Origin of the sequence: Chryseobacterium sp. 2987, from assembly GCF_031456375.1 — a bacterium.
In the GTDB taxonomy this organism is placed as follows: domain Bacteria; phylum Bacteroidota; class Bacteroidia; order Flavobacteriales; family Weeksellaceae; genus Chryseobacterium; species Chryseobacterium vaccae.
In genome coordinates this window covers 1-24293 of the sequence record NZ_JAVDUN010000002.1, presented here as the reverse complement: position 1 = coordinate 24293, position 24293 = coordinate 1, and the positions used below count along the sequence as shown (strand labels likewise).

19 protein-coding genes, 1 tRNA gene and 1 pseudogene are annotated in these 24293 nt (G+C 36.1%); 9 read left to right on the top strand and 12 right to left on the bottom strand.

The annotated features are described in order from the left end of the window. From J2Y40_RS05165 to J2Y40_RS05150, 4 genes are all read right to left on the bottom strand, one after another. Complete coding sequence (locus J2Y40_RS05165) at positions 1 to 675, bottom strand: hypothetical protein (protein ID WP_309997583.1); 675 nt, start codon at positions 673 to 675, stop codon at positions 1 to 3. An 80-nt stretch (positions 676 to 755) separates the two neighbouring features. Further along, a complete protein-coding gene (locus J2Y40_RS05160) occupies positions 756 to 1367 on the bottom strand; it encodes an HAD family phosphatase (RefSeq protein ID WP_153391426.1) in 612 nt (203 codons plus the stop codon). Between the two features lie 198 nt (positions 1368 to 1565). Then, complete coding sequence (locus J2Y40_RS05155; protein WP_153391428.1) at positions 1566 to 2435, bottom strand: nucleoside hydrolase; 870 nt, start codon at positions 2433 to 2435, stop codon at positions 1566 to 1568. Positions 2436 to 3003: 568 nt separating this feature from the next. Beyond that, entirely contained in the window at positions 3004 to 3435 is a 432-nt protein-coding gene (locus J2Y40_RS05150) for a type I restriction enzyme HsdR N-terminal domain-containing protein (RefSeq protein WP_153391430.1), read from the bottom strand. A gap of 7 nt (positions 3436 to 3442) precedes the next feature. On the opposite strand from J2Y40_RS05150, the gene holA reads away from it, so the two are divergent. The 6 genes from holA (at position 3443) to J2Y40_RS05120 (ending at position 9117) form a co-directional block, all read left to right on the top strand. Then, the gene (gene holA, locus J2Y40_RS05145) at positions 3443 to 4480 is read left to right on the top strand and encodes a DNA polymerase III subunit delta (protein WP_309997580.1); all 1038 of its coding nucleotides are present in this window, start codon (positions 3443 to 3445) and stop codon (positions 4478 to 4480) included. Positions 4481 to 4529: 49 nt separating this feature from the next. Then, positions 4530 to 5423 carry a hypothetical protein gene (locus J2Y40_RS05140; protein ID WP_309997578.1) on the top strand — a complete coding sequence of 298 codons (894 nt, stop codon included), beginning with the start codon at positions 4530 to 4532 and terminating at the stop codon, positions 5421 to 5423. Between the two features lie 270 nt (positions 5424 to 5693). Then, on the top strand, positions 5694 to 6635 hold the full coding sequence (trxB, locus tag J2Y40_RS05135; RefSeq protein WP_153391436.1) for a thioredoxin-disulfide reductase: 942 nt from the start codon (positions 5694 to 5696) through the stop codon (positions 6633 to 6635). A gap of 393 nt (positions 6636 to 7028) precedes the next feature. After that, a complete protein-coding gene (locus J2Y40_RS05130; RefSeq protein ID WP_153391438.1) occupies positions 7029 to 7241 on the top strand; it encodes a glyceraldehyde-3-phosphate dehydrogenase in 213 nt (70 codons plus the stop codon). 140 nt (positions 7242 to 7381) lie between these two features. Continuing rightward, positions 7382 to 7466 (top strand) — tRNA-Ser (locus tag J2Y40_RS05125). Positions 7467 to 7737: 271 nt separating this feature from the next. Next, entirely contained in the window at positions 7738 to 9117 is a 1380-nt protein-coding gene (locus J2Y40_RS05120; RefSeq protein ID WP_309997575.1) for a site-specific integrase, read from the top strand. A gap of 340 nt (positions 9118 to 9457) precedes the next feature. Here the strand turns inward: J2Y40_RS05120 and J2Y40_RS05115 are convergent, their stop codons facing one another. The 6 genes from J2Y40_RS05115 to J2Y40_RS05090 all read right to left on the bottom strand — a co-directional run bounded on the left by J2Y40_RS05115 (position 9458) and on the right by J2Y40_RS05090 (position 14924). Further along, positions 9458 to 9730, bottom strand: a complete 273-nt coding sequence (locus tag J2Y40_RS05115; RefSeq protein WP_309997574.1) for a helix-turn-helix domain-containing protein — start codon at positions 9728 to 9730, stop codon at positions 9458 to 9460. Positions 9731 to 9911: 181 nt separating this feature from the next. Then, entirely contained in the window at positions 9912 to 10379 is a 468-nt protein-coding gene (locus tag J2Y40_RS05110) for a cyclophilin-like fold protein (RefSeq protein ID WP_309997571.1), read from the bottom strand. A gap of 10 nt (positions 10380 to 10389) precedes the next feature. Next, positions 10390 to 11454 (bottom strand): alpha/beta hydrolase, encoded by a 1065-nt coding sequence (locus J2Y40_RS05105; protein ID WP_309997569.1) that lies wholly within the window; start codon positions 11452 to 11454, stop codon positions 10390 to 10392. Between the two features lie 12 nt (positions 11455 to 11466). Further along, complete coding sequence (locus J2Y40_RS05100; protein ID WP_309997567.1) at positions 11467 to 12027, bottom strand: DapH/DapD/GlmU-related protein; 561 nt, start codon at positions 12025 to 12027, stop codon at positions 11467 to 11469. 83 nt (positions 12028 to 12110) lie between these two features. Further along, entirely contained in the window at positions 12111 to 12941 is an 831-nt protein-coding gene (locus J2Y40_RS05095) for an AraC family transcriptional regulator (protein ID WP_309997565.1), read from the bottom strand. Between the two features lie 1344 nt (positions 12942 to 14285). Continuing rightward, positions 14286 to 14924, bottom strand: coding sequence for a hypothetical protein (locus J2Y40_RS05090; RefSeq protein ID WP_309997563.1), 639 nt, complete (start codon positions 14922 to 14924; stop codon positions 14286 to 14288). 601 nt (positions 14925 to 15525) lie between these two features. Between J2Y40_RS05090 and J2Y40_RS05085 the strand changes: the two genes are divergently transcribed. Continuing rightward, on the top strand, positions 15526 to 16503 hold the full coding sequence (locus tag J2Y40_RS05085) for a toprim domain-containing protein (RefSeq protein WP_309997562.1): 978 nt from the start codon (positions 15526 to 15528) through the stop codon (positions 16501 to 16503). A 208-nt stretch (positions 16504 to 16711) separates the two neighbouring features. After that, positions 16712 to 17881 carry a hypothetical protein gene (locus tag J2Y40_RS05080; protein WP_309997560.1) on the top strand — a complete coding sequence of 390 codons (1170 nt, stop codon included), beginning with the start codon at positions 16712 to 16714 and terminating at the stop codon, positions 17879 to 17881. 381 nt (positions 17882 to 18262) lie between these two features. Here J2Y40_RS05080 and J2Y40_RS05075 read toward each other — a convergent pair whose 3' ends face one another. Then, entirely contained in the window at positions 18263 to 22348 is a 4086-nt protein-coding gene (locus J2Y40_RS05075) for a hypothetical protein (RefSeq protein ID WP_309997558.1), read from the bottom strand. A gap of 310 nt (positions 22349 to 22658) precedes the next feature. Beyond that, complete coding sequence (locus J2Y40_RS05070; protein ID WP_309997556.1) at positions 22659 to 23039, bottom strand: helix-turn-helix transcriptional regulator; 381 nt, start codon at positions 23037 to 23039, stop codon at positions 22659 to 22661. A gap of 340 nt (positions 23040 to 23379) precedes the next feature. Between J2Y40_RS05070 and J2Y40_RS05065 the strand changes: the two are divergent. Continuing rightward, positions 23380 to 24293: pseudogene (locus J2Y40_RS05065) on the top strand (T9SS C-terminal target domain-containing protein); the annotation flags it as partial.

Genomic DNA, 24293 nt, shown 5'->3' with positions numbered 1-24293 from the left:
TTATGGGGTCTCAGTTTTCAGCAGCTCCCATTGGTTGTTTTTATATTCATAGGTTATTGTAATTCCGGTTTTAGGATTTCCCGTCTTAATTAGGTAAGGGCTAATAAATTCTACTGTAACAGGTATTGATAACCCTAACGTACTTTTTTGCCTGCCGGGGATTTTTATTTTCATGAGTTCCGGGTCGTAATATTGGGTGATATAATCAGAAGTTTCATCACCAATGACAGCCGGATCGCGGAAAGCTTTAAAGTCTTCCCTCGGAAACTTTGTTGAAAGAATAATTTCTTTACCGTACTTTTTCCGGACATATTCCAGAACCTCTTTGTTCCAGAATTTTGTAATTAAAAAGTTGTATTCCGGAGTGCTTCCGTCATTACAGGAATGCTCATCAAAATACGCCTGATTATTCAAATATTTGATATAAATATAGGCGTTTTTATCATTCAGATCTTTTTTAGACCTTTTTTGGATGAGGTTATCCAGGGCCGTTTTATTGATTTTAGTATATATTTTTTCAATATCCCTGTAATCTGTTTTAAATTTTTCAAATCTTGCCTGAGCTTTTTCCCAGAATTCTTTGCAGTCCTGTTTTTTGAAAGTCTCTTTACCTTCTATATTTTGGGCATGATAAGAAGTTCCTGAGAGTATCAGTAAAAATAAAATTTTCTTCATGGTTATAAAAAATCCTCAGTCTAAAGTAATGAAAATAACTTAGATTGAGGATTAATGTCTTGTTTAGAAATGAAATACAATCAGAATAGTACACCCAAACCAGCCAGCTCTTGTCTGAGGTCCGTATCCGGATTGATCTGGATGGTATGGAAGCCCAATGATTGAGCAGCTTCAATATTTTTAGGATTATCATCAATGAAAACAGATTCTTGTGCATGAATGTTATACCTTTCCAATAAAACATGCCATATCTTCGGATCTGGTTTAATTAGTTTTTCAGTTCCTGAAACCACAATTTTCCCCTCAAACAGCTGGAAGAAATCATAGTTTTCCAGTGCGTAGGGAAAGGTCTCTTCCGACCAGTTCGTTAGTCCGAAAAGATGATAATCTGTATGAGCCAGTTTTCTGAGAATCTCTACATTTTGGGGAATATCACTTTTCAGCATTACCGTCCAGTTATCATAATAGGCTCGGATCTCTTTTTCCCATTCCGGGAATTTTTTTATCTGAATTTCTGTACCTTCCTCCAAAGATCTTCCTCTGTCCTGTTCGATATTCCATTCATCCTGTGCAATGTTTTCAAGGAAATATTCCATTTTTTCATCATCATTGAAATAGGTTTTGAAGAAATACCTAGGGTTCCAGTCCATCAGAACACCACCAAAATCGAATATAATATTTTTTACTTTCATAATAAATCAAATGTTGAGCCTGCTTAAATTTTTGAGCTAAAAAAGTTCCGGGAAAATGAGCCGTTTAGAGTGACAGAAAAGAACTGCAATTCTGAAACTCATAACAAAGATAAACTGGAAAAATGGATTGGCAAAAGGGATTTTCTGCAAGATTGGATTTAGGAAGAAATTTTTCAACTCAATAAATTCACAATTCGTTTAAGGTTTAAGCACCATCCAAAGGTCCTTTAAATCGGGAATATAAGTGGTGATTAATGATACATTTTGTTCCGGATAATTTTTTGCTTCCAGGCAGCCCCATTCACCCTTTGTTCTATAAGGAATCACCTCTGCCCAAAGTGCTTTAGAAGGATCAATGGCCAATAAAGCAGCTACAGTGTCGTGGAGCGCTTTTTCTTTGAGTTCTACGGCATCCAGAAACAGGCTGAGACCTTTGTTGTGGCTTCGAAACGGGATAAGTAATTCAGCATCAGCTTTCGTGAATATAGCGCCATGACATACATTTTTACTGATCATGCGTCTTTCGCTCATCGGGATCGAAAACAGCGCTTCAGCAGCAAGCGGGTTACCGTTCAGATTAAAGGTTGCACAAGTGCGTTTCCCATCGAATTTCTCCAGGCGGTATTCTTTAGGAACAATATTGTCTCCTGCAAAGCCTCCCTGACAAAACCAGCGGTTGAAGAAAACTCCGGTTTCGAATAAAGCATGTGGATTCGTAAGTGCTGCTCCGGTTAACAATGTACAATCGGGAAACTGACGGAGTGTTTCTGCCATGATATTGGCGGCAGTATCATCTGCTTCTGAATGTTCAAAATTTCCAACCCAGTCCCGGTGAAAACCGGAAACGCGGCTGGCCGTAGATTTGGGAGTTCCTGCTCCGATGCGGACATCTTCTCTGTCAAGAATTCGTAAAATATGACGTACGGCACCAATCTGGTCTGTTCCGCCCGGATGTACAGAAACACTGACCAGGTGAACCAGCGGATGGGTTGCTAAAATAGCTAGGGTCATAGAATCATCAGGATCAGCAGTTTCCATATCGAAATGGAAAGGTAATTTAGGGGCCATGAAGTAATTTTTGTTTAGTGTATTAGTTTTGACTGTAAAGATATAGAAAATAAAGATTATGTTTTATGGAGGACAGCTATGCTTTGTTTCTTGAATTTCGGAAGATAACTTTTGAAAAGTTTAACATTCCGGTAGTAATATGTTCATCTGAAAGCCATTTTCCAGATGACAGCAGGCATTTTTTACTTCTAAATTTATTCATGAAAATCTACGGAATATAATATAAACAAAACATCTTCTGGTTTGGAATTTATTCAATATTCGGCTTTAGCCAAAATTTAATAAAATCTGCCGAATCTGAGAGGGATTTATCTCAGATTGACAGATGTTTGTAGGTAAGTTTTAAATTGCTCTTGAATAGGTTGGGAGACGCTAAAGGGCGCAAGGTTTTGAACAATTATGCTGTTTGCAGGACGCAAGAAAATCAGAGATTTTCAGCAAGTTTTTACATCAAATATGCAGGATTAAATTTTATCGGAGATAAAATCCTAGCGCTCTTATTTATGCAGCATGAAAAATCATTTTGCGGCTTTGCGTATGCCAACAATATACATGGACGAAAGAGCAGTTACTCCGGTTTATAAAACATATACTGCCCGTTTTCATAATAGGCATTGATATGCTGAAGACCATTGGTAAGAATGATTTCCTTTGCCCCAATAATTGAGTTATATCTTGCAGTCTGCTCAAATGTTTTTTCCGTTAATTTAATTTGCGGAGCCTTGCATTCGATCAGGATTATGGGTTCTGTTTTTTCGGTAACTAAAAGGTCAATTCTTTTGGTAAGTCCGTTCAGAACGATCTTTTTCTCCGTGATAAGTGCGGAGGCAGAGTAGGCCTTTACCGTAAGATAATAATGGATCCAATGCTGCCTTACCCATTCTTCAGGGGTAAGTAAAAGGTAAGTTTTGCGGACCAGATCATAAATAAAAAACTTATCTTTGTCTTTCTTGAATTTAAAATCAAAAGTTTCCTGAAAATTCAGTTTTGGAAGTTCCATTAATAAGATGAAAGAATTAGATTTAATCCTCAAAAATATTAAAAATAAAGAAGTTTTACCTATTTATTTTTTCCACGGAGAAGAACCTTACTTTATTGATGTTGCTGTAAAAGCCCTTGAACACAACTTTCTGGAGGAAGATGAAAAAGCTTTCAACCAGACGGTGGTGTACGGAAAAGATACCTCTTACCAGGAAGTTCTTTCGCTGGCGAGACAGTTTCCGATGATGGGAGATAAGCAGGTGATCATTGTAAAAGAAGCGCAGGACCTGAAATTCAATGAAGAGGAAAACCGAATTCTGGAAACCTATGTGGACAATCCCGTGCCTTCTACGGTATTGGTTTTTGCTCATAAACATAAGAAGCTGGACAGCAGGAAGAAAGCAACAAAATCACTGGACAAGGCAAAAGTTCTTTTCTTAAGTGAATCGGTGAAAGACAGCGGCCTTGCAAAATGGATTGCTGACGAATGTACCAGCCTGAAGATCAAGACCGCCCCGAATATTTCCCATCTTCTTGCAGAATACCTGGGTAATGATCTTTCAAGAATAGCCAATGAGCTGAATAAGCTGAAAATGATTCTTAAAGAAGGGGAACTGCTGGACGGAACCATGGTGGAAAACCATATCGGGATCAGTAAGGAATACAATGTTTTCGAGCTTCAGAAAGCTTTGGGGACCAAAAATGCAGATGCAGCCTTTAAAATTGCTCATTTTATGGGCAAAAATCCTAAGAATAACCCTTTTGTAATGATGTTGGCCAGCCTGTACAGCTATTTTTCCAATGTGATTATTTATCAGACTATGGCCGGGCAGCCGCCCCAGGTAATCGCTTCACAAATGGGGGTGAATCCTTATTTCGTTAAAGATTATGCGGAAAGTGCGCGCCTTTATCCTCTGAAACATGCTACAAGAGTGATTTCTATCCTGAGAGAATTCGATATGAAAGGGAAGGGGCTTGGAGCTGTGAATATGGGAGAAGCGGAACTGATTAAGGAGCTGGTGTATAAGATTATTAATGTAGACAAGATTAAAATGAAGGTTTGAGCATTGTAATTAAAGCAGAAATTTTGTATCCAAACAGATAAACCAATCCATGATGAAAAATATTTTTCTAATCGTTTTATCGGTAGTTTTGTCCGGATGTGCTGTAAAGAATACTACATGCAAAGTGGTGAAAGAAGATCAGTACGAACTGCATACAGCACAGAAGCAGAAAGCGGTTCTTGTTTTATTTCCATGCTTTCCCTGTGATAGTGAGCATACGAAAACGGAAGCAGGGTTTCTGAAAGATATTGAAAAGGAGGGAATCAGTGTTTTGCTTTTAAATTACAATGGGAAGCTGTTTTTAACTGAAGCAGAAAAGAAAGAATACACCTCGGCTTTAGAAGCTATATTCGATAAAAATAAAATTGAAAAGAACAATATATTTATTGGTGGTTTTTCCAGTGGAGGGAATGTAGCGCTTCTGTTATCAGACCACCTGATTAAAAACAAGAGTTCTATACAACCCAAAGGTCTTCTGGTGGTAGATTCTCCGGTTGATCTTGAAAAGCTGTATCATAATGCAGAAAGGGATGTTGCTGCGAATGTGGATCCCGCCGCGGTAGAAGAAGGGGAATTCCTGGTGGAACTATTTGAAAGCGAGTTGGGTAAGCCGGATGAGAATCTGGAGAAGTATAAGGAAGTTTCTCCCTATCTGATTTCTGTTAATTCAACTGAGAATATTCAATATTTAAAAGGAATTAAAACACGATTTTATTGTGAACCTGATCTGGAATGGCAGCAGAAACACAGAGGCCGGAAGTTTGAAAATCTTAATGCTTTTATGCTTAAGAAGGCAAATCAATCCCTAATCAACCTAGGAAGCAGAACCTCAGAATATATAGAAACCCAGAACCGGGGAATACGGGCCAACGGAAAGAAGCATCCCCATTCATGGAATATCGTTGAGCGTGGGGAATTGGTAAAATGGTTGCTGGAGAAGTAAGAGCCGGGGAATTAGAAGTAGTATAACATACTTTTTAAACTCTAAACCTTGAACTCTAAACCTTGAACCCCAAACTTTAAACATTATATCCCGGTTTCTTTCAATGAACCTTTCAGTCAATAATAAATAAACGTAAACGGATTAAACAAAACATTTATCGACAATCCGCATATCTGTTATTGACAAGTATCATTAAAATAACTTTAAAAAAACATTAAAAATTACGAAATTAGCAGACTTTAAAATTAAATCTTTTGAACAAGTAAATTTATGGAGCAAAATATTTTAGATTGTGTGATCGTTGGATCCGGACCTTCTGGTTTTACAGCGGCTATTTATGCGGCAAGAGCAGACCTGAAACCTGAACTGTATACAGGTTTGGAACCGGGCGGGCAATTAACAACGACTACGGAAGTGGATAACTTTCCAGGGTATCCGGCAGGGATTACAGGGCCTGAAATGATGATGGATCTTCAGAAGCAGGCAGAAAGATTTGAAACCAAAGTTCATTATGAAATGATCACCAAAGCTGAATTCTCTAAAGAAGAAGGCGGTGTTCACAAACTATATGCAGGAAACAAAGAGATCTTTGCCAAAACGGTGATTATTTCTACAGGAGCTACAGCCAAGTATTTGGGTCTTGATGATGAGAAAAAATACGCGGGAGGTGGTGTTTCGGCGTGTGCTACGTGTGACGGATTCTTCTACAGAGGAAAAGATGTTGTGGTGGTAGGTGCTGGAGATACAGCCGCTGAAGAAGCGACTTATCTTGCAAAACTATGCAGAAAGGTAACGCTATTGGTGAGAAAAGATGTTTTCAGAGCTTCAAAAGCAATGGTTCACAGGGTAGAAAATACTCCGAATATTGAAGTAAAATTCCACCATGAATTAATTGGAATAGAAGGCGAAAACAGCTTAGTAGAAAGAGCTGTGATCATCAACAACCAAACTCAGGAAACTTCTACAGTTGATGTTGAAGGAATTTTCATCGCTATTGGCCACAAACCGAATACAGATATTTTCGCAGGTCAGATTGATCTTGATGAAAACGGATATATCGTTACGGAAAAAGGTTCTTCCAGAACTAATCTTCCGGGGGTGTTTGCCGCAGGAGATGTTCAGGATCATATTTACAGACAGGCGATTACAGCTGCAGGAAGCGGTTGTATGGCTGCCATGGATGCAGAGAAATATTTAGCAGAATTACACTAAAATTCAGCTTGTTAAAATAATAGAAAGACTGTCTTGAAAAAGGCGGTCTTTTTTTAGAAGAGGATAAAATAGATTTAAGTTAATAATGTATGAGACTGTTTTATGTATCTAAATGACTTATAAGAAGCTGTTGGTAGTGGTTCTAATTATTACACGATGAATAACTTTTCAAAAGCAGATATAAAATATTATGAATCAGATGATCATGAAGATTGTACTATGATTTGATTTTACTATTTCTATTTCAAAGAAAGAATCAGGGCAGTAGTAAGGGGATACTGAAGTCTACAGGGTTTCAATATGGTAATATTTGGTTTGTGAAGATGATTTTCAAAGCATACTGTTCGTTTCTAAAAATAATACCTAAATTTAGCATCCAATCAAAAATAGAATATGGAAAGAAAGGTTATCAAAATCAAACACATCACAGGAACCTACATTATTGAAGTTCCCAATGGAGCACTGAATGAAATGAAAACGCAGCTGGACAAATGTCTGAACGATGAGCAGGGAGCAATTGTTGTAAAAGGAGAGGATGGAGACCAGTTTGTATATCCATCTGAGCTTTTAAAAAACAGCTTTATCTCAATCGTAGACAGGGAATAAGTTTGGTGTTCTGAAAAAAATCTCCCTGATTTTAAGTCTATTATTAAGTTTTGCTGAAATTTCTCCCACAAAAGTTTTGCAGGAAAGTAAAATCATTCTATATTTGCACCACTGAAAACGACGGTACAGCCGAAGTTCAGGGAGAGTTGGCAGAGTGGTCGATTGCGGCAGTCTTGAAAACTGTTGACTGTAACAGGTCCGGGGGTTCGAATCCCTCACTCTCCGCAACATGCGAAAACGAAAGTTTTCAAAAAGCATCAAAAAATAGTTAAATCCTGCAAAATCAACGATTTGCAGGATTTTTTTGTTTATGGCAACTGCCATAATTTTCAAAAATACTCCAAAAGTTTGTGGCAGATTCGTGGCACTTTTGAATTTTATAAAAAAGTGCCACAAAATATAACACAACTATTTGATTGTTAACCGGTAATGAGTTTTTACATCTTGATTCAAAGAGCTTTTAGTATGACATTTATAATCTTTAAAATGTTTAATTATGCTAGAGCAAAGCTATGGGCTCACTTTCTTCTTGAAAAGCCCAAAAATCAAAAACAGAACCATTCGACTGGTCTATGTTCGGATTACCGTAGACGGTATTCCCAAGGAAACCTCCACAAAAAGGAAATGGGATGTAAACAGATGGGATCAGAAGGAAGAAAAAGCCACTGGAACAAAAGAGGACGCCAAAGCCCTTAATTTTTTTCTGGAATCTTTGACGACCAAAATTAATAATCACAAAACAGATCTGCTAAACAGTGGTACTCCAATCACTTCCACTGACCTAATCAATTTTGTCAACGGAAAGGAAAAGCACCGGAACAAGGTACTTGAAGAATTTCAGGAACATAATGATGAGATAGCCAAACTGGTTATCACAGAGGAATATGCTAAAGGTACCCATGATCGCTATATTACCGCACGTTCACATATTCAGGAATTTATCCAATATAAATATGGCAAGGATGACCTTGAATTCAGTGCCCTGAACTATGAATTCGTAAAAGATTATGATATGTATCTTAAGACTGTAAGAGAATGCTCGAATAATACTTCTCTGAAGTATATTAGTAATTTTAAAAAAATTGTTCTAAGAGCAGTCGCAAAGGAAATCATTCCCAAAGATCCTTTTAAACTTTTTGTCAGTAAGAAGACCAAGGTAAAAAAGAAACCCTTAACAAAAGCTGAACTTCAAAGAATCGAGGATAAGGTCTTTACTTCTGAGCGTCTCAGTATAATTCGGGACATTTTTGTCTTTCAATGCTATACAGGATTATGCTATATTGACGCTTACCAACTGAAATGGAGTGATATCAAAGAAGCTGATGACGGAAGCATGTGGATCATGTCCAGCAGGCAGAAATCAAAATCTGACACGGATATACCCCTGCTTCCCAAAGCTCTTGAAATTATGGCAAGATATAAAGATCATCCCTTATCCATCAAGCGGGGAACTGTTCTTCCCGGCAGGTCAAACCAGAAAATGAATGAATACCTCAAAGAAATAGCAGACATATGTGAAGTACACACAATACTCAATACCCACAAGGCCAGAAGAACCTTTGCAAGTACGATTACTTTAAATAATGGTGTATCAATCCATGTGGTAAAAGAAATGCTGGGACATCATTCTGTTAAACAGACCGAAGATTATGCTATTACCGAGCAACAGTCTATCGCACGAGAAATGAAGGAACTCGAAAGAAAATTAAACAGCAAAAAAGGAGATTCAAATATAGACCTTCTGAAATTTTTGAAAAAACTTGAAAAAGAATTCAATCTTTTAAAAGGTGTACAGAATGATAATAAGAATGCATCTTTTGCTGACAAATTTCTTGTACTTGAAAATATGCTTTCCAGAGCCAAGGCAATGATTTAACAATAAAATAAGCCTCAACAATACTAAAAATGTTGAGGCTTATTATTAACAGTTATTCTTGGGCTTCCGTAAAATTTCTACTGTACTGCGGTAATCAGGATGATAGGAAGGTGTATATTTTATATAACCAAGTTCCTGTAACTGCTTAAAATACTTGTGGTAGCTTGGGAGTGTATAAATATGTGAAAGAGCCATTAATTTACTTCTGCTAACCCTAATAATCCATTTTTCATTTTGTCTGCATGCAAGTCTTGCTATGGCAACCAATAGAGAAATATGCCAGGGGTTCAACTTCGGGTCACTATTGATATGGTCGAGAAAATCGAACCATCTTTGAAGATCATTCGTTTTCATCACTAAATAGATTTAATAGGTCTGCATTATTATAGTAATAGGAACCCAATATTTTCCTAAATCTAATTTTTCCTGTAATCCGGAGATTTTGAAGTGTAGCGGCAGAAATTTTCAGCTTTTTCCTGATCTCTTTGCTTCGCATCCATCCAAATTCTCCGGATTCCTCTTCTCTTTGTAGTTTATTGTCTATCAAGCTAACAATATCAGAAATAATCTGACTTCTTAATGTTTCAAGATCGTTTTTTGTTATTGTATCCATATCTAAGAATTTTGAAATGCTTCAAAATTCTTGCTTTATTACAGATTAATATCTAAAGTGGCATTAACTGGTATTGTTTTTCCGGAATTTGCCAAATTGGAGCAGTCGATAAATTATTTAAATTTGTGGGAATTCAAATAATCAAAATGATAGAGTTCAACCTCTTATTACATTTTAACATTTATTCTATTTCAAACTTAATGGTCACATTTCCCTGGCCTAACGCAGATGCTAGAGCAGTTGCATCATCTATTTTCCCTAATCTTGAATAGCTATAAGTTGTAGAAAAAGTTTTGTAAAACACTACAAACGTTTTTGACCCATATAGCATGATGTCTCCAATTTCTATTAAACCTGGATTGGACGAATTAGTCGGAAGGCTTTCTAAAAGGTCAAAGTATTTTTCGTTTCCATTTAGTTCAATCATGCTGATCGTTAATGGCAACATTTCTTTAAATGCCTTTGCAGAACTATTGTCTAAAAGTGTAGCCGTAAAGGTTTTAGAATTAACTGTTATTTTGATTTTACCGTTTGCCATAGACATATTATTTTCAGTATGGGAATTACTTCCCTCTTCTTTCGTACAAGATGATGAACTACTAATAAAAATAGATATAAAAGCCAAAGCCATTAAAAATGTACGTTTCATCTTCTTCTTATTATTTTAAATATTCCTTAAAAAATCTTTCCAATTTACTGAATGGAATGACATCAACTTTGTCATATAAATCCGTGTGGACAGCGTTGGGAATAATCATTAATTCTTTCGGCTCCATTGCCAACTTGTAGACATCTTCACTGAAATAACGGGAATGTGCCTTTTCTCCCGCAATCAATAGCATTGGTCTTGGCGAAATCTCTTTGATATAGGTCAAAATCGGCATATTCATAAACGATAACGCATTAGTTGCATTCCAAGCACCTGTTGAATTTAGGGAACGTTCGTGATACCCTCGTGGTGTACGGTAATAATCGTAATAGTCTTTTACAAATTGCGGTTCATCACCTTTCAGTTTTTCAGGATTTAATATTGCTCCTGCTGCGAATGTTCCTGCTTCTGCATCTTTCCAGCGTTGCTCGCCTAATTGCTCTAACGTTTTGGTGCGTTGTTCCAAAGTAACTGCATCATTATAACCTTTCGACATCACTCTTGTCATATCGTACATGCTTGTCGTAGCAACAGCTTTTACACGTTTGTCGATGGCAGTAGCATTTAAAGCAAAACCTGCGAAGCCACAAATCCCGATGATACCGATTTTCTTTCGGTCAATGTTTTTCTGTATGCCAAGAAAATCTACTGCGGCACTAAAATCTTCCGTGTTTATGTCGGGCGATGCCACCGCACGAGGCTCTCCACCGCTTTCACCTGTATATGATGGGTCAAACGCCAATGCAGCAAAACCACGTTGTGCCATTTGGTTAGCATACAATCCTGAAGATTGTTCTTTTACTGCCCCGAAAGGGCCGCTAATGGCAATAGCAGCCAAAGGCTCGTTGCCTTGCCCTTTGGGTAGATACAAATCTCCGGTTAGCATGATACCGTAACGGTTTTTAAAGGTTACTTTTTTCCGTGTTACTTTATCGCTCAATTCAAATGTATAATGTTCTGCCTTTGCTGTATCGTTCATATTTTCTGATTTTTGATTATCTCTACTTTTGTTTTGATTGCAGGCTTGCCCTAAAAACATTAAGATTGTAGCTGCAAGAATTGATAATATTTTCATTCTATTTCTGTTTTAAATTGTTTTAATAATTTTCGCAGGAATACCGCCTACAACCGTATTATCAGGAACATCTTTTGAAACAACTGCACCCGCAGCGACAACCGCATTTTCACCAATGGTTACCCCTTGCAGAATAGTTGCTCCCGCACCAATCCAAGCGTTTCTTTTAATGTGAATAGGTTTAGGAATAAGTGCTTGCCTGTTTTCGGGTTCTAAGGGATGTCCCTCTGATAACAAACTCACTTTCGGTGCTATTTGTACATTATCCTCGATAGTAATTCCTCCCAAATCCAAGAAAGTACAGTCGAAGTTGATAAATACGTTTTTCCCGATTTTGGTATGTTTTCCGTAATTGATATATAAAGGCGTGAAGATAGCAACACTCTCGTCAATTTCGCTATCAGTAATTTGGCTCAACAATACCCTGATTTCGTTCAGGTCTGTGGTATTGTTCATCTGCACGAGTAATTTTTTCGTATTGAACGATGCCTCACGCATTTTATAGGCTTGTTGGTCGCCGGGCAGAATGACTTCTCCCTTTCGTAATCTTTCAAAAATATCTGTTGTCTGCATTGTCTTAATATTTACAATGCAAAGTTAAAAACAAAGCCTTACAACAGTTTTGCTGTAAGGCTCAAATGATTTTGCTATGAAGCTCAATTATGAATTTCGTTTGGGGGTATCCCATATTGTTTTTTAAACGCAGTCGAAAAATGAGAAAGGTTTTTAAAGCCAACTTCCGTACAAACGTCCTTTACTTTTTTGTTTTCTTCTTTCAGTTTTACATAAGCCATTTCCAAACGCTTTTTTATTAGCCATTTTTGCGGGGTAAGGTTGCTTATCTTTTTGAAATCCCTTTTGAACGTTGCCAAACTTCGTCCCGTAAATGATGAGATTTGCTCCATTGTTAGGTCGTCCATATAATTATCGTTCATAAACTCCAAAAGGTCGATTTTCCACGGTTCTGCAAAATCAAAAAGTATAGGATAAAGCAATTCGTTGTTGTTCAGTAGGGCATAAATTCCCTCTAAGAGTTTCAGATGGGCAACTCCCTCAGTTGGCTTTGCGTTACTATCAAAATAGGGCGTAAGTGACTGGAATAAACTTTCTATTGCAGGTGTTGGTTTTAATTTAAAAACAGTTTTGTCAGATATTTTAAGGTCTTTAGGAATTTCGGATTTGTCCATTTTACTGTAAAATTCACGTAATACGTTACGCTGAAATACAAGTGAAATACCTTTGTACAATTCTTTGCCCTTACTATTCTTATACATAGTCAAACGATGGTCACGTCTGATAAAGGCACATTCTCCGGCTTTAATTGTTATCTTTTTATTTCGATCCACAATCAGTTGTTCACCCGAATATATATAAATCAGAACATGTTCGGGTTTAGAATGAACGCAGTGAGTACCGCTCTCAGAAAAACATGAAAGGAATATATCTGAATAGCTCAAGGTCTGAAGCGTATTTTCTTGTTCGTCCATATTTTTTATTGGTAATACTATTAAATATGCAAAATTATAAGTTTTACACAAAAATAACTTTGTTGTGAGGTTCATTTTTTTTTTGCAGAAAAGCTCACCTGTAAATTTCAGAACAGACTTAGCTATTAGATTTGAACAAGCACCGACTTTGGAGGGGGGCAACCTTCGGCAGGAGCAAGTTGTTTTGAGCTGCGAAAATCATTTCGAGTAGCTCAAAAGATAACTTGCTCCTTTCCAGTGAAAGGGAATACTTCCAATAAAATGATAGCTATCTTTTAAATGTATTTTTCTGTTCAGTTGCCGGATGTCCTGTTCAATAGCCTTTCTGTCAACAGACAAATTATTATAGATTCTGAACATTATATCTTTCGAAAAGGTCATCATTACCTCTTTTGGTTGGGGCTATGTGTTGATTTTTGATGTACATCAAAAATCAACATTATTTATATATGGACATTTAAGATGGCGTTGACTGGAAGTATTTGGCCTTTAGTGTCATTCTGTTCGGATGATGAATTATAGGTTTTTATTTGAAGCAGGCTTAGGTTGCTGTTCGGGGATCTGGGCTTTCCCATAGGTATAAACGATAACTTGGGAAATTTCATTATCATATTCCTACTTTGTAAATAGTTCTAACAGCCATGCAAAAGGTCTCATTTAATGTAAAATTACAAATGGTAAATATCTCCTGCCTTATAACTTACAATATGTATAGACCATAAGTTATACAGCTCTTTTACCTAGGTAAAATCCTACAAACCTTATGTTTTTCAGGTAAAATACTTTTATACTTTTACAGTTATACAGCTTTACAGTTTAGCGTTTTTTGAAGTATATAGAGTTAGAACAATAGCTTCAACTAGGAAAATAGGGGCAAAATAATGCCACGGAGCGCCAGTTTATGAACACAATGTATAGTTTCCGGTATTTTATGGACTTTAAAATACCGAACTATGAACTGCAAGCAATTTAATTCTATAGGGCTGGAAGAAGTCCTTCCTGCTCTTGGACACCTTCCAACCCATCACTAATTTATCAGGATATCTACCAGTATTTTTCGTATAAGCCGAACTTTCTTAGGAATTGATAAAGAATTAAAAATATAAAGCAGATAGTGCGAAAGCTCTATATTGTAAAGGAGAATGGGTTATACAGATGCTTCAAAGCCTAAACCAAGTTTTGCAATAGTCTGCTTTTTTTAATTAATAATGAGAACTACTAGCCAATATTTGAAATACAAAAAAGGTCGATTTTTCGACCTTTTTTGTATTTCAAAGCTTCAGTATTTAAATAAAGTACAATAATTACATTATTAAACACTAAATAATAATATATTTCCCATGGTTAGCCATTGTTTTTGACGCAAGTTCTATACTCATCCAGAGCAATATAGTTCGCGGCTGCTTGACCAACTAAAACAGCTGAATGACAGAGAGCTCCAACAACAATGGTTACATCTGCTGTAAGGCAGGCTACGTGTGCTCCATAAGCGACAGATGCATTTAATGCTAATTTAGCTATATAAACACCTCTGCAATCTGAGAAAGTCACCGAAATTTCCGGATAAATTTGCTCGATTACCTGCGTTATAAGCTCTGCCCTTACAGCTCCTTCTAATTCACTTAAATGATATTCTTCTTCAATATAGTGTATTAATTGTCTCTGGGTCTGTACATAATTATGAAACTCGGTTTCTGATGTATTGAATACTGTATAAAATTTGTCCTGCTTATCATCTAAGGTTTCTTCAGCATCTAACGCAAAGACATCTTCGCTGTTTTGAGCTTTTTCCATGAAATTCTTCTCATTCTTAAAGAACCCAATAACTTTCTCGTCAGAAGTGAAAGAATCAAGAGTTTTCATTTGGACTGTATTTTCAACATTAGATTTTACATCTGCATCATTTAAATTTTGTTCATCATTTGCACATGATGATAAAAATAGAGTTCCTGATAGAACTACAGCTAAAAGCGATTTTTTCATAGGTTTATAATTTTATTTGTGAGTTGAAAATATACATCAAAATATTGTTTCAAGAAAAAAAACAATACAATAAATCACTTAATGTTGTATCATTATCGGGAACAATGCTTTATAATAAATTAAAAATCAATGATTTACAAATTTTTCAATTCTTACAAATGTGATATATTATACGATGCAAATTTTAAAGAATTGTAATAAATGTTTGGTGATCTGCCCTTTCCTGTATCTATATATGGTAACTTGTGAAGTTTCATAAGCACATTCGTTTCTTGGTAAATAGTTCTAAAGCCATGTAGAAAGTTTCATTTAATATAAAATTGCAAATGGTAAATATAACCTACTTTATAACTTACAATATTTATAACCAGTAAGATATGTAGTTCTTTTACTCAGGTAAAATCCTACCAACCTTATGCTTTTCAGGTAAAATACTTTTATAGTTTTACAGTTTAGCGTTTTTTTGGAGCATATAACTGCATCTAAAGAGTTACCAGATAGCTAAGATTAGGAAAATAGGAGCAAAATAATGCCACGGAGCGCCAGTTTATGAGTGCTATATATAGTTCCCAGTATTTTATGGACTTTAAAATACCGAACTATGAACTGTAAGCAATTTAACTCTATAGGGCTGGAAGAAGTCCTCGCTGCTCTTGGACACCTTCCAGTTAAACAAAATGATAAAGAAGCCTGGTACCTCAGCCCTTTTGGTGCCGAGAAACAGGCATCTTTCAAGGTTGACAGGCAGAATAACGTCTGGTACCTCTTCTCCGAAGGTATAGGCGGAACTACGACCGATTTCATGCGGAAATATTTGAATACATCCGTGAAAGGTGTCCTTGAATGGGCATCCAATCAGAATTTTTCTTCTTTTCAACCGCAAATAAAAACATCGAGGCCTGAGCCCAATTATCGCATTGACCGTATTTCCGATATTCAGAACTCCAATCTCATGCAGTACCTCCATGAAAGAGGGCTTTCAGCAAAGATCTATCCCCTGATAAAAGAAATATGGTTTACAATCGAAAACAAACAGTTTTATGCAGTAGGTTTTAGGAATAGATCAGAAGGTTGGGAACTTCGGAATGCATTCTACAAAGGGGCTTTGAACACGAAGGATATTTCTGTCCTTTCATTTCCGGGCAACAGCGCAGCGGAAGGAAAAACAAATACAAATGTTGCCATTTTTGAGGGCTTTATGGATGCACTCTCCTTTGCTGAAATGCAGAAAGACTTCAAGGGTGATCTGCTCGTGCTCAATTCTATCGCACTGCTCAAAAGGGCAATGGTAGCACTTGTCCGTTATCCCGAAATTAATCTGTTTTTGGACAACGATAATGCAGGCAAAAAATGCAGGGACACGATTATGGAAGCCTTTCCCCACGCACAGGACTTTTCCCACATCTATTCAGCCCACAAAGACCTGAATCAGTATCTCGTGGAAAAGAGACGGCGGCAGGCTCTCCCTGCCCCAAAAGCGGGGAATATCCAACAATCCGAAAGAGGCTGTGCAGAACAACAGGATGAATGCAGGGAAGAAACAAACAGGATAAAAAAAGGGGTTCGTAGGAGAATGTAGGGCGGTGCTTTTTACAAACTGTCTGCAAAAGTTAGGAGCTCATTCGCAACTTTGAAACTCCCTACGGTCGTAACAAAGTTTCTGCTTCGCCCTGCCGGGGGCAAAAAAACAGCCCATTTATGGACTGAAAGTAGATAATATCTGAAATGAATTCAAATATGAACATAAGTTATCATACGAAATATACAATAAATTAATCAGACAGCTTATGAAAACATCCATTAATTTTAAAGCCGTGAAATCTGATTCTGAAATCCATAATTTCAGAAAAAAGACATTTGACTATATCCGCAAAGACCTGACCATAAAAAACGAATACTGGCAAGAAGATAAGATTGCGGACAGACAGCAAAAAATAGAAGCTTACTGCAAAGAGAAATCAGGCAGAAAATTACAGAGTAACGCTATGCCGATCCGTGAAGCCGTTGTGGTCATCAAAGAAGACACCATCATGAAAGACCTCCAGGACCTTGCACAAAAACTTCAGCAGGAACTTGGGATCAGAATTTTTCAGATCGCCATCCATAAGGATGAAGGACACTGGGATAAGGAATCTAAGCAGTGGAAACCGAACCATCATGCCCACCTTGTTGCCGACTGGCAGGACCTGAAAACCGGAAAGACTTTAAAACACCAGTCATTCCATTACTCCAAAATGCAGGATCTGGCCGCTGAATGCCTGAACATGGAAAGAGGTAAAGCAGGCTCAGTAGGAAGACTAGAAGCTGTGGAGTTTAAGATCCAGAAAAAGGAAGAGGAATTAAAAGCTCTTGAACTCAAAGTTCAGAAAATGACAAAGGAACTGGGTTCTGGTAAATTCAATGATCTTATTGTAAAGGAATCTAATTTCTTCGGCAATCAGCGGATTAATCTTGATAAAACAACGCAAAATTATGGAAATGCTTTCAAGCTGTATAACGCTGAACTTTTAAAAAACAGCAACGATCTTGAAGCCTTAAATAAACGGACTACGGAGCTTCAATCTGAGACAAAAGATCTGAAAAGAGAAATATCAACCCTAAAAAGCAAAAATGCCACGCTATTAACCGACCCCGATATTTTTGCTTTGGAAAAGAAAAAATACCTTGATTCGGTAGTCAATCTGCTTGAAAAGTCAATCCGTCAGCACTGGCTGGACTATCCTCATGCTGATCGGTCGGATAACAATTATTTTCGTAATGAGATGAATACGATCTGTAACGATATTTTGATCAAAAACCATATCCCACTTTCTGCCTTTGAAGCTATATTTCAGGTAGCTGAACTAGCGACAAATATTTCCATGTTATTTAGCTTTGCAGCTGGACCTCTAAATAATCCTGAGGAGGAAGTGATCCCGATCCAGATAAAGAAGAAAAAGAAAAGAAGAATTTTCTGATTATTTTAGATTCATGAAATTTATTGTTAAATTAACTTTAAGCAATAGCTTACGGATAAAACTTATTGAAAAACATGGCCTAGAAGGACAGTCTTTTTTAGACTGTCCTTTTTTGTTATGATGACATACCAAGCTGTAACAAATTAGCACTATAACAGTATTCATTATTGAGTTAAAAACACAATCAATTGTGTGGTTTTATATAATTATGAAAGGAGAAGATTATGAATTTACACACTCTATGTTTCCTCTTCCAAAAACTTCCACTAAAAACCAGATTGATAAAGTTCGGCCTTTCTGCCGGTAGATTTACTCTGTTGTTACAAAAAATAATTTTAAGATGCAATGTATGGAATATCAAAAACGAAAAATCCCACATAGTTATGCATTACTATTTAATGCATCAGCAGAGATTTCGTTTTGATAGGAGTTAATAATCTTTTCGTTCAATAATAACAAAAAAATTCCCCAATGCCGGGTACAGATTATTAATCTTTCTCTCCATTGGGCTGCGGAATGCATATCAATACTAATCTTAGTCTTTTCTCCAACTACAGTGGATTGTGGGTAAATGTTATCCTTAATATCGAAGAATGCTTGATAAAATCCTCTTTCCATTTCATTTTCTAAATAGGCTTTTTCATCTATAGGAAACATATTTAGCCAAAGCACCAGTCCATCAAGCACGGATTGCAAGGAATTCTGCATTTCCAAACTAATTTGCTCTATATGCTGCTTTAAATCTTCATTTTCTAATTCATCCAGATTTAATTCATCAAAATGGCGCAGATCATGAAAATGATCCACCAAAAATACAAGTCTGCTATAACTTTCAGAAACGTTCAATACTCCATTGAGTTCCGGATACAGAAACGCCCAACTTTCAATTCTAAGATTTTTTATGATATTTTGGTCAATCATTTTTGGAATAGAATTAACAACGCCCTGTTCTTCAAATGGCTTTTCCATGATTGTGTATAATTGTACTTCATTGCACAGATGACTTATACTTTTTCCACGTACTGTTTGAATAAAATAAATTTTTGAAAACCATACTTGTAACATAAGATATTTTAGGCTTGTATTTTCAGGCATTCCAATTATGGAGTAAATGATCTCATAAATTTCTACGTATCCGGTAAGTGACAAAAGAGGACTATTGCTATCAATGATGAAAACAGGCTTCTTTCCTGTTTTATCGTTATTTATGTATTGCAACGAAAACATATTGGAGGTAGAGGCTTCTTTACAAGCTTTGATAATTTTTTTTTCAAAATCATCTTTTAGCTTCAGGATTCGTTTGAATGAATGATCGCCATTTGCGCTGTCATTTACAAAATCTCTCCAGAAAGTGGCCGCCGTCAGAAATGCATTGATTTCTATTTGTGTATCGTGATTAGAATCAATGTTTCCAAAAGTGCTTTCATAAATGAGATTGTATTTCTTCAATTTTTTGATAGCATCAAATAAATTAGTTTGTGACGAACGTTCTATTTGTTCGTTATGAATATGTCCTTTTTCAGTCCTCAATTTGATCTTTGAATACAATGTCTCAGCAGATTGTTGCATAAAAATTTCAAAACTGATCTTAAAATCGGAAAGGCTTCCAAAGAACGCTTCATATTTAGATTTCAATTTTTGAGTTACTTCTTCTTTTTCACTTTTTTCTTTCTCATTTTCTTCACTTGGTTGTTTCTTTTTTGCTCTGTATATTCCTAATGGATCAATAATGGATTGTGGCTCTAAAATTTTTTCAGGCCACTGAAATAATGCATTATGCATGACAGGAACAACAGGTGTATAGTTTTTACTGCCCTTATTTAACTGTTTGAATGACTTATTATACTCACTAATCTTTTCTCGAACCAGCATTTCCCACTGGTTTAATATCATGCGATACTCACTCCAATCTGTAGGCCTGTTTTTATAATCATAAAGGTTGATGAAACATGAATTTATATTTACCCATTCTTCCAAATGCATATTTTCAATAGAAATGGTTTTGTACGTTTCATCATAATTCATAGAAAGCAATTTAAACCGATGTCCATGCCCTTGGGAGTTGAACTGTTTTTGATCAGGCAAGGCAGTTCTGATAATATCTAGTATATTGACAACAAAATCATTTGTGAATCTTTTAAAATAGTACTTAATTACATCAATGATAAAGTGTACATCCACCTGCCCGTCATTCACAGATAAATGGATAATGTCAAAATCTTTTTTTATTCTTTGCAAAAAGAGATCAACATTTTTTTCTCTGATCGCATTTAATACTGGTGAATAGGAATACATTCCCAACATCAATTTTGATAAACTTTTGCTATCCATTATTTTAAATGCTGATTCAAATTGACATTCTGAAATGTCTGGCACAGCGCCTTTATCATTGGGAATATTTCTTAACCAAAATAGCGCTTCTCCATAAGATCTCCATTCAAAAGTAGTAAATGGTGATGCATCTGGAAAAGGAAGTTTTTTGATTATAGCTGATGCTAAATTGAAGATTTGCTGCTTTGGATGTAATCTTATATTTATATCATTAATCTTTTCTCTAAACTCTTCATTTACATTTATCATGTCAAGCATATTACTTGGATCATAATTACTCCCAAAACTGGGTCCTGCAAACATTGCCCACGCCCCTTTGCAAAGATCTCTACATTCATCTATGATAGTACGATTTTGTTCAACGTACTCACGAATGCCAGCCCAAATAAATGTCTTAATAATTGCCGTGTATACTGCCCAATTATTTACAACGACCTGCTTGCATATATCCGCTATAAAAAGTTGGGGATCAAAAACTTTTTCATAAAATAATTGCAAGAGAAATAAATATAGGTCTTCTTCTGCGAGTAAAGGAATAGATTTATAAGCATATCCAAGTTTACTATTCGTGAACTCGTCAAAAAGAATTTCAACTAATTTGACAGACCTTACGATATGTAATCCTTGTATATATTTCCGGTCGGATGACCGCCTGATTAAATATTCATTTTCTAATTTTTCAAGGATAAACAGATAGTCTACATTTTTATCCAATTTGGAAACATCAATTTTCGCTCCATGTGAATCTGCCAAACTCACCATTCTTAAAAACGCGATCTGCTGGTTACTGTTGTAAGAACCCTCATTGACAATTTGCCTAACCTGATGTTTTAATTTATTGTATAAAGAATCTCCCTGGGTAATGGAATAAACAAATTCCAATAAGCGAACATTCCCTCCCATTTGTATCCAAGCTTCTTCAAAATCAGTAAAATGGCAAATCTTATTTCTTTTGTTTAAATTAGAATAAATCATTTTAGCTTCATCCTCCGAAAGAGATAAATCCACTTCATGGTGGTGAAATTCTATACCAATAGCTGTTGCTCTGTACCAATCTTCACTTCTTATGGCAACCAAAAATTTAATATGATTGAAATGCACAGATTCTTTTACAATCTGAAGCCAATCAGTTGTGTTGGGATTAACATTGATAACAAAAACAACAGGTATCTCTAATTTCTTACTGATGGCAGCAATGGCCTGAATTGATTGCTGTGAAATCACAGGGGCTTGTTGAATATTCAATTCAAATGAAAGCCAATCATTAATATAATGATGTACATAGCTGTAAAGTAAAGCCGTTTTCCCTTGCCCGGATGCACCTTTAACTACTACGATATTATTCCCGGTTAAATTGTCTTTTATTTTTTGCAAATAGCTTTCCCTGTTAATATCAAGGCCCAATAAAATATGCTCAAACCTTGTCAATGTTGCATTATAAAACTCTTTTTCCAATAGTTCCTGATTTATATCATTTGTTGAAACTTTATGCAAGGGTTTTAAAACCAAACCATATTGATGATGTAACGCAATTCTTTCGGTGAGATAGATTGCAAAGTCCTGGATCTTGCTATAAAAATCTTTTGCGGTAATAGGCTGTTGCTTTTCTGCAATGAGTTGGAGCCAGTTCAATAAGTAACCGGCTGTTGGAGCTGGATCTATTTCTGGGAAGTGTTCTTTCATCATTCTTTCAACATCCTCGGCAACTGTTTCTTCGGAAATTTCCCTAAACTGTATTTTAGATTTGACTAATTTCCACTCTTCTCCGGAGAGTTTATATTTTTTTAAAACCTCTTTTTCTTTTTTAGAAATATCTCCTGAGTGTTGATTCCAGTTCCTCAAATCAGCACTTACTTCACTGTAAGATACCAATACAGGAACTGCTGAAACATACCGCTCCAAAAACCTTTTTATGAATGAGGTTTTCTTATCGGATAAAATATCCGATAAGGTAATGGTTTTACCAAGGTTCTTTAATTGTATGGCATAAAGAAGCTCTCCCTGATTATCCAATACGTCTAAATCTTCTTCACCCTCTAATCGGTAAATCAAATCATTTTCAAGCGTGGATAAAATATAATGTAGTGAATATAAAAACTGGGTTCTGTAACCCCGTAAGGCGGCTATAGCAGACATTTAATGTAGTTGTATTTTCTTATATACACAAATATACCAAAAACAAATGCAGAAATATTATGGGAAACCGTAATTGATAATTAGAAATGGGCTCTAAAAATCGGTCTACATCGTTCTTATGAAAAAACTAAAAGGTAATGATATACTAAAATGTATCAGTAGCTAAATGCATGAAAAATGAAGATGTTAACCTAGGTATTTATCCAGCCAATCTTTAAAACTCAGCTTATATTAAAAAAAATATTTTAATACATCGAATGTTTTATTACCTATTTAAAATGTCTATCAAATATTAAATAAACGTCTACAACTATTCTTTAATTTTATCTATTAAAGTCTCAATAAGTTTATTTTGAACATTAAGAAGATTGGTAATAGCATCCTGATTCTTTAAAATCCCATTAATCAGTTCAGGGGATTCTGCATAAAAATTAGAATTCGGATTGCCAATATTCTGGATGCTGCACTCATTATTTGTTATATTAAAAGTTGGTACTTCTTCCAACAGATCATTAAGGTCAATCTCGTATACTTCAGAAATCTTTAGTAGATTTTCTATGGCTGGCTTTGCCAGATCCGTTTCCCATTTATGATATGCAGGCTGTGAAATGTTTAGTAAATCAGCAACTTCTTGTTGTGTATAACCTTTCTTTTTTCGAAGTCTGGCCAATTTCGTACCCAATGAAACCATAATATTATTTATTTACACAAAACTAATGATTTTTATTATAGAAAAGTTATATGTATTCATAACTGTAAGTTATTAAATTTATAACCAAACTTCTTTTTTCCTATCAAACTTAGCAATATCTTTCTCAATAAAATATTTAGTCATTTAAATAAAAATAATACGACAAGTTCTGTCGCTATGAAGCTATAGTTTTGTCTAAGAAACAACAACCTATATTATGAGAGAAAAATAAATTATCAGCAAAATAAAAGATGTTAAGTCTCGTTTAAGTGATACTACATCTTAAAATATGTTAAATTAACATATGGGAGACAAAAAACTAACAATAACTTTAAAATACATGAGAAAAATATATGCAGGCGCTCTGGCTGTATGTAGCGTCTTTACTTTGTCGGCGCAGGAAATCCTGTGGCAGAAAGACATCAAATCCTCTACGCAGAATTTCCTCAGCCAGATTACCACCACCATCGACCAGCAATACCTTATCGCCGGAAGCTCCATCCGCAGTGAAGCTGGAAAACCCCAAAACAACGGTTATGATTTCCATTTAGTCAAGCTGAACCAGCAGGGAGAACAGGTCTGGGAAAAATACCTTTCGGGACAAAATCACGACTATCTTTCTGCTTCCGTTTCTACCCAGGAAGGAGGATTTTTAATTTCAGGAACCTCATTTTCAGGAAAAGGACTGGATAAAAAAGACGAATCCAAAGGCGGATCAGATATCTGGCTGGTAAGACTGAATGAATTCGGGGATGAATTATGGCAGAAAACTTTAGGCACCGCTTCCGATGAAGAAGCCAGAGCAGTCGTTCAGACTACAGACTTGGGATTCTTTGTAGCAGGTAACATTCAGAACTCTTCCAAAGGTTACGGCTCTAAAGATGCCTGGATCATCCGACTGGATAAAAGCGGAAAAGAACTTTCACAAGTAATCTTAGGTGGAAAAGGTTTAGATGAAGTAGAGAAAATGATTCCAACGAAAGATGGTGGCGCTTTACTAGGGATCTATTCAAGGAGTTCAATCGGAGGAAATAAAAAAACCGAGAATTCCGGCGAAGGTGATTACTGGATGGTGAAGCTTGATAAAACCGGCAAAGTAGAATGGGAAAAGAACTATGGCGGAAAAGGTGATGACCACTTAAGAACTCTTGCTTTAACGTCCACAGGTTATCTTATTGGCGGAGAATCCAGGTCTGAAAGATCAGGAAACAAAACCGTAGGCATAGAAGAAGGTACCGATCTTTGGCTTGTAGC

Excerpts from the sequence above, each read along its gene's own strand:
- trxB (WP_153391436.1), top strand. The coding sequence starts at position 5,694 with ATGGAGCAAAATATTTTAGATTGTGTGATCGTTGGATCCGGACCTTCT.
- J2Y40_RS05150 (WP_153391430.1), bottom strand. The coding sequence starts at position 3,435 with ATGGAACTTCCAAAACTGAATTTTCAGGAAACTTTTGATTTTAAATTC.
- J2Y40_RS05095 (WP_309997565.1), bottom strand. The coding sequence starts at position 12,941 with ATGGACGAACAAGAAAATACGCTTCAGACCTTGAGCTATTCAGATATA.
- J2Y40_RS05140 (WP_309997578.1), top strand. The coding sequence starts at position 4,530 with ATGATGAAAAATATTTTTCTAATCGTTTTATCGGTAGTTTTGTCCGGA.
- J2Y40_RS05130 (WP_153391438.1), top strand. The coding sequence starts at position 7,029 with ATGGAAAGAAAGGTTATCAAAATCAAACACATCACAGGAACCTACATT.
- J2Y40_RS05070 (WP_309997556.1), bottom strand. The coding sequence starts at position 23,039 with ATGGTTTCATTGGGTACGAAATTGGCCAGACTTCGAAAAAAGAAAGGT.
- J2Y40_RS05085 (WP_309997562.1), top strand. The coding sequence starts at position 15,526 with ATGAACTGTAAGCAATTTAACTCTATAGGGCTGGAAGAAGTCCTCGCT.
- J2Y40_RS05075 (WP_309997558.1), bottom strand. The coding sequence starts at position 22,348 with ATGTCTGCTATAGCCGCCTTACGGGGTTACAGAACCCAGTTTTTATAT.
- J2Y40_RS05120 (WP_309997575.1), top strand. The coding sequence starts at position 7,738 with ATGCTAGAGCAAAGCTATGGGCTCACTTTCTTCTTGAAAAGCCCAAAA.
- J2Y40_RS05115 (WP_309997574.1), bottom strand. The coding sequence starts at position 9,730 with ATGGATACAATAACAAAAAACGATCTTGAAACATTAAGAAGTCAGATT.
- J2Y40_RS05080 (WP_309997560.1), top strand. The coding sequence starts at position 16,712 with ATGAAAACATCCATTAATTTTAAAGCCGTGAAATCTGATTCTGAAATC.
- holA (WP_309997580.1), top strand. The coding sequence starts at position 3,443 with ATGAAAGAATTAGATTTAATCCTCAAAAATATTAAAAATAAAGAAGTT.
- J2Y40_RS05165 (WP_309997583.1), bottom strand. The coding sequence starts at position 675 with ATGAAGAAAATTTTATTTTTACTGATACTCTCAGGAACTTCTTATCAT.
- J2Y40_RS05100 (WP_309997567.1), bottom strand. The coding sequence starts at position 12,027 with ATGCAGACAACAGATATTTTTGAAAGATTACGAAAGGGAGAAGTCATT.
- J2Y40_RS05105 (WP_309997569.1), bottom strand. The coding sequence starts at position 11,454 with ATGAAAATATTATCAATTCTTGCAGCTACAATCTTAATGTTTTTAGGG.
- J2Y40_RS05110 (WP_309997571.1), bottom strand. The coding sequence starts at position 10,379 with ATGAAACGTACATTTTTAATGGCTTTGGCTTTTATATCTATTTTTATT.
- J2Y40_RS05155 (WP_153391428.1), bottom strand. The coding sequence starts at position 2,435 with ATGGCCCCTAAATTACCTTTCCATTTCGATATGGAAACTGCTGATCCT.
- J2Y40_RS05160 (WP_153391426.1), bottom strand. The coding sequence starts at position 1,367 with ATGAAAGTAAAAAATATTATATTCGATTTTGGTGGTGTTCTGATGGAC.
- J2Y40_RS05090 (WP_309997563.1), bottom strand. The coding sequence starts at position 14,924 with ATGAAAAAATCGCTTTTAGCTGTAGTTCTATCAGGAACTCTATTTTTA.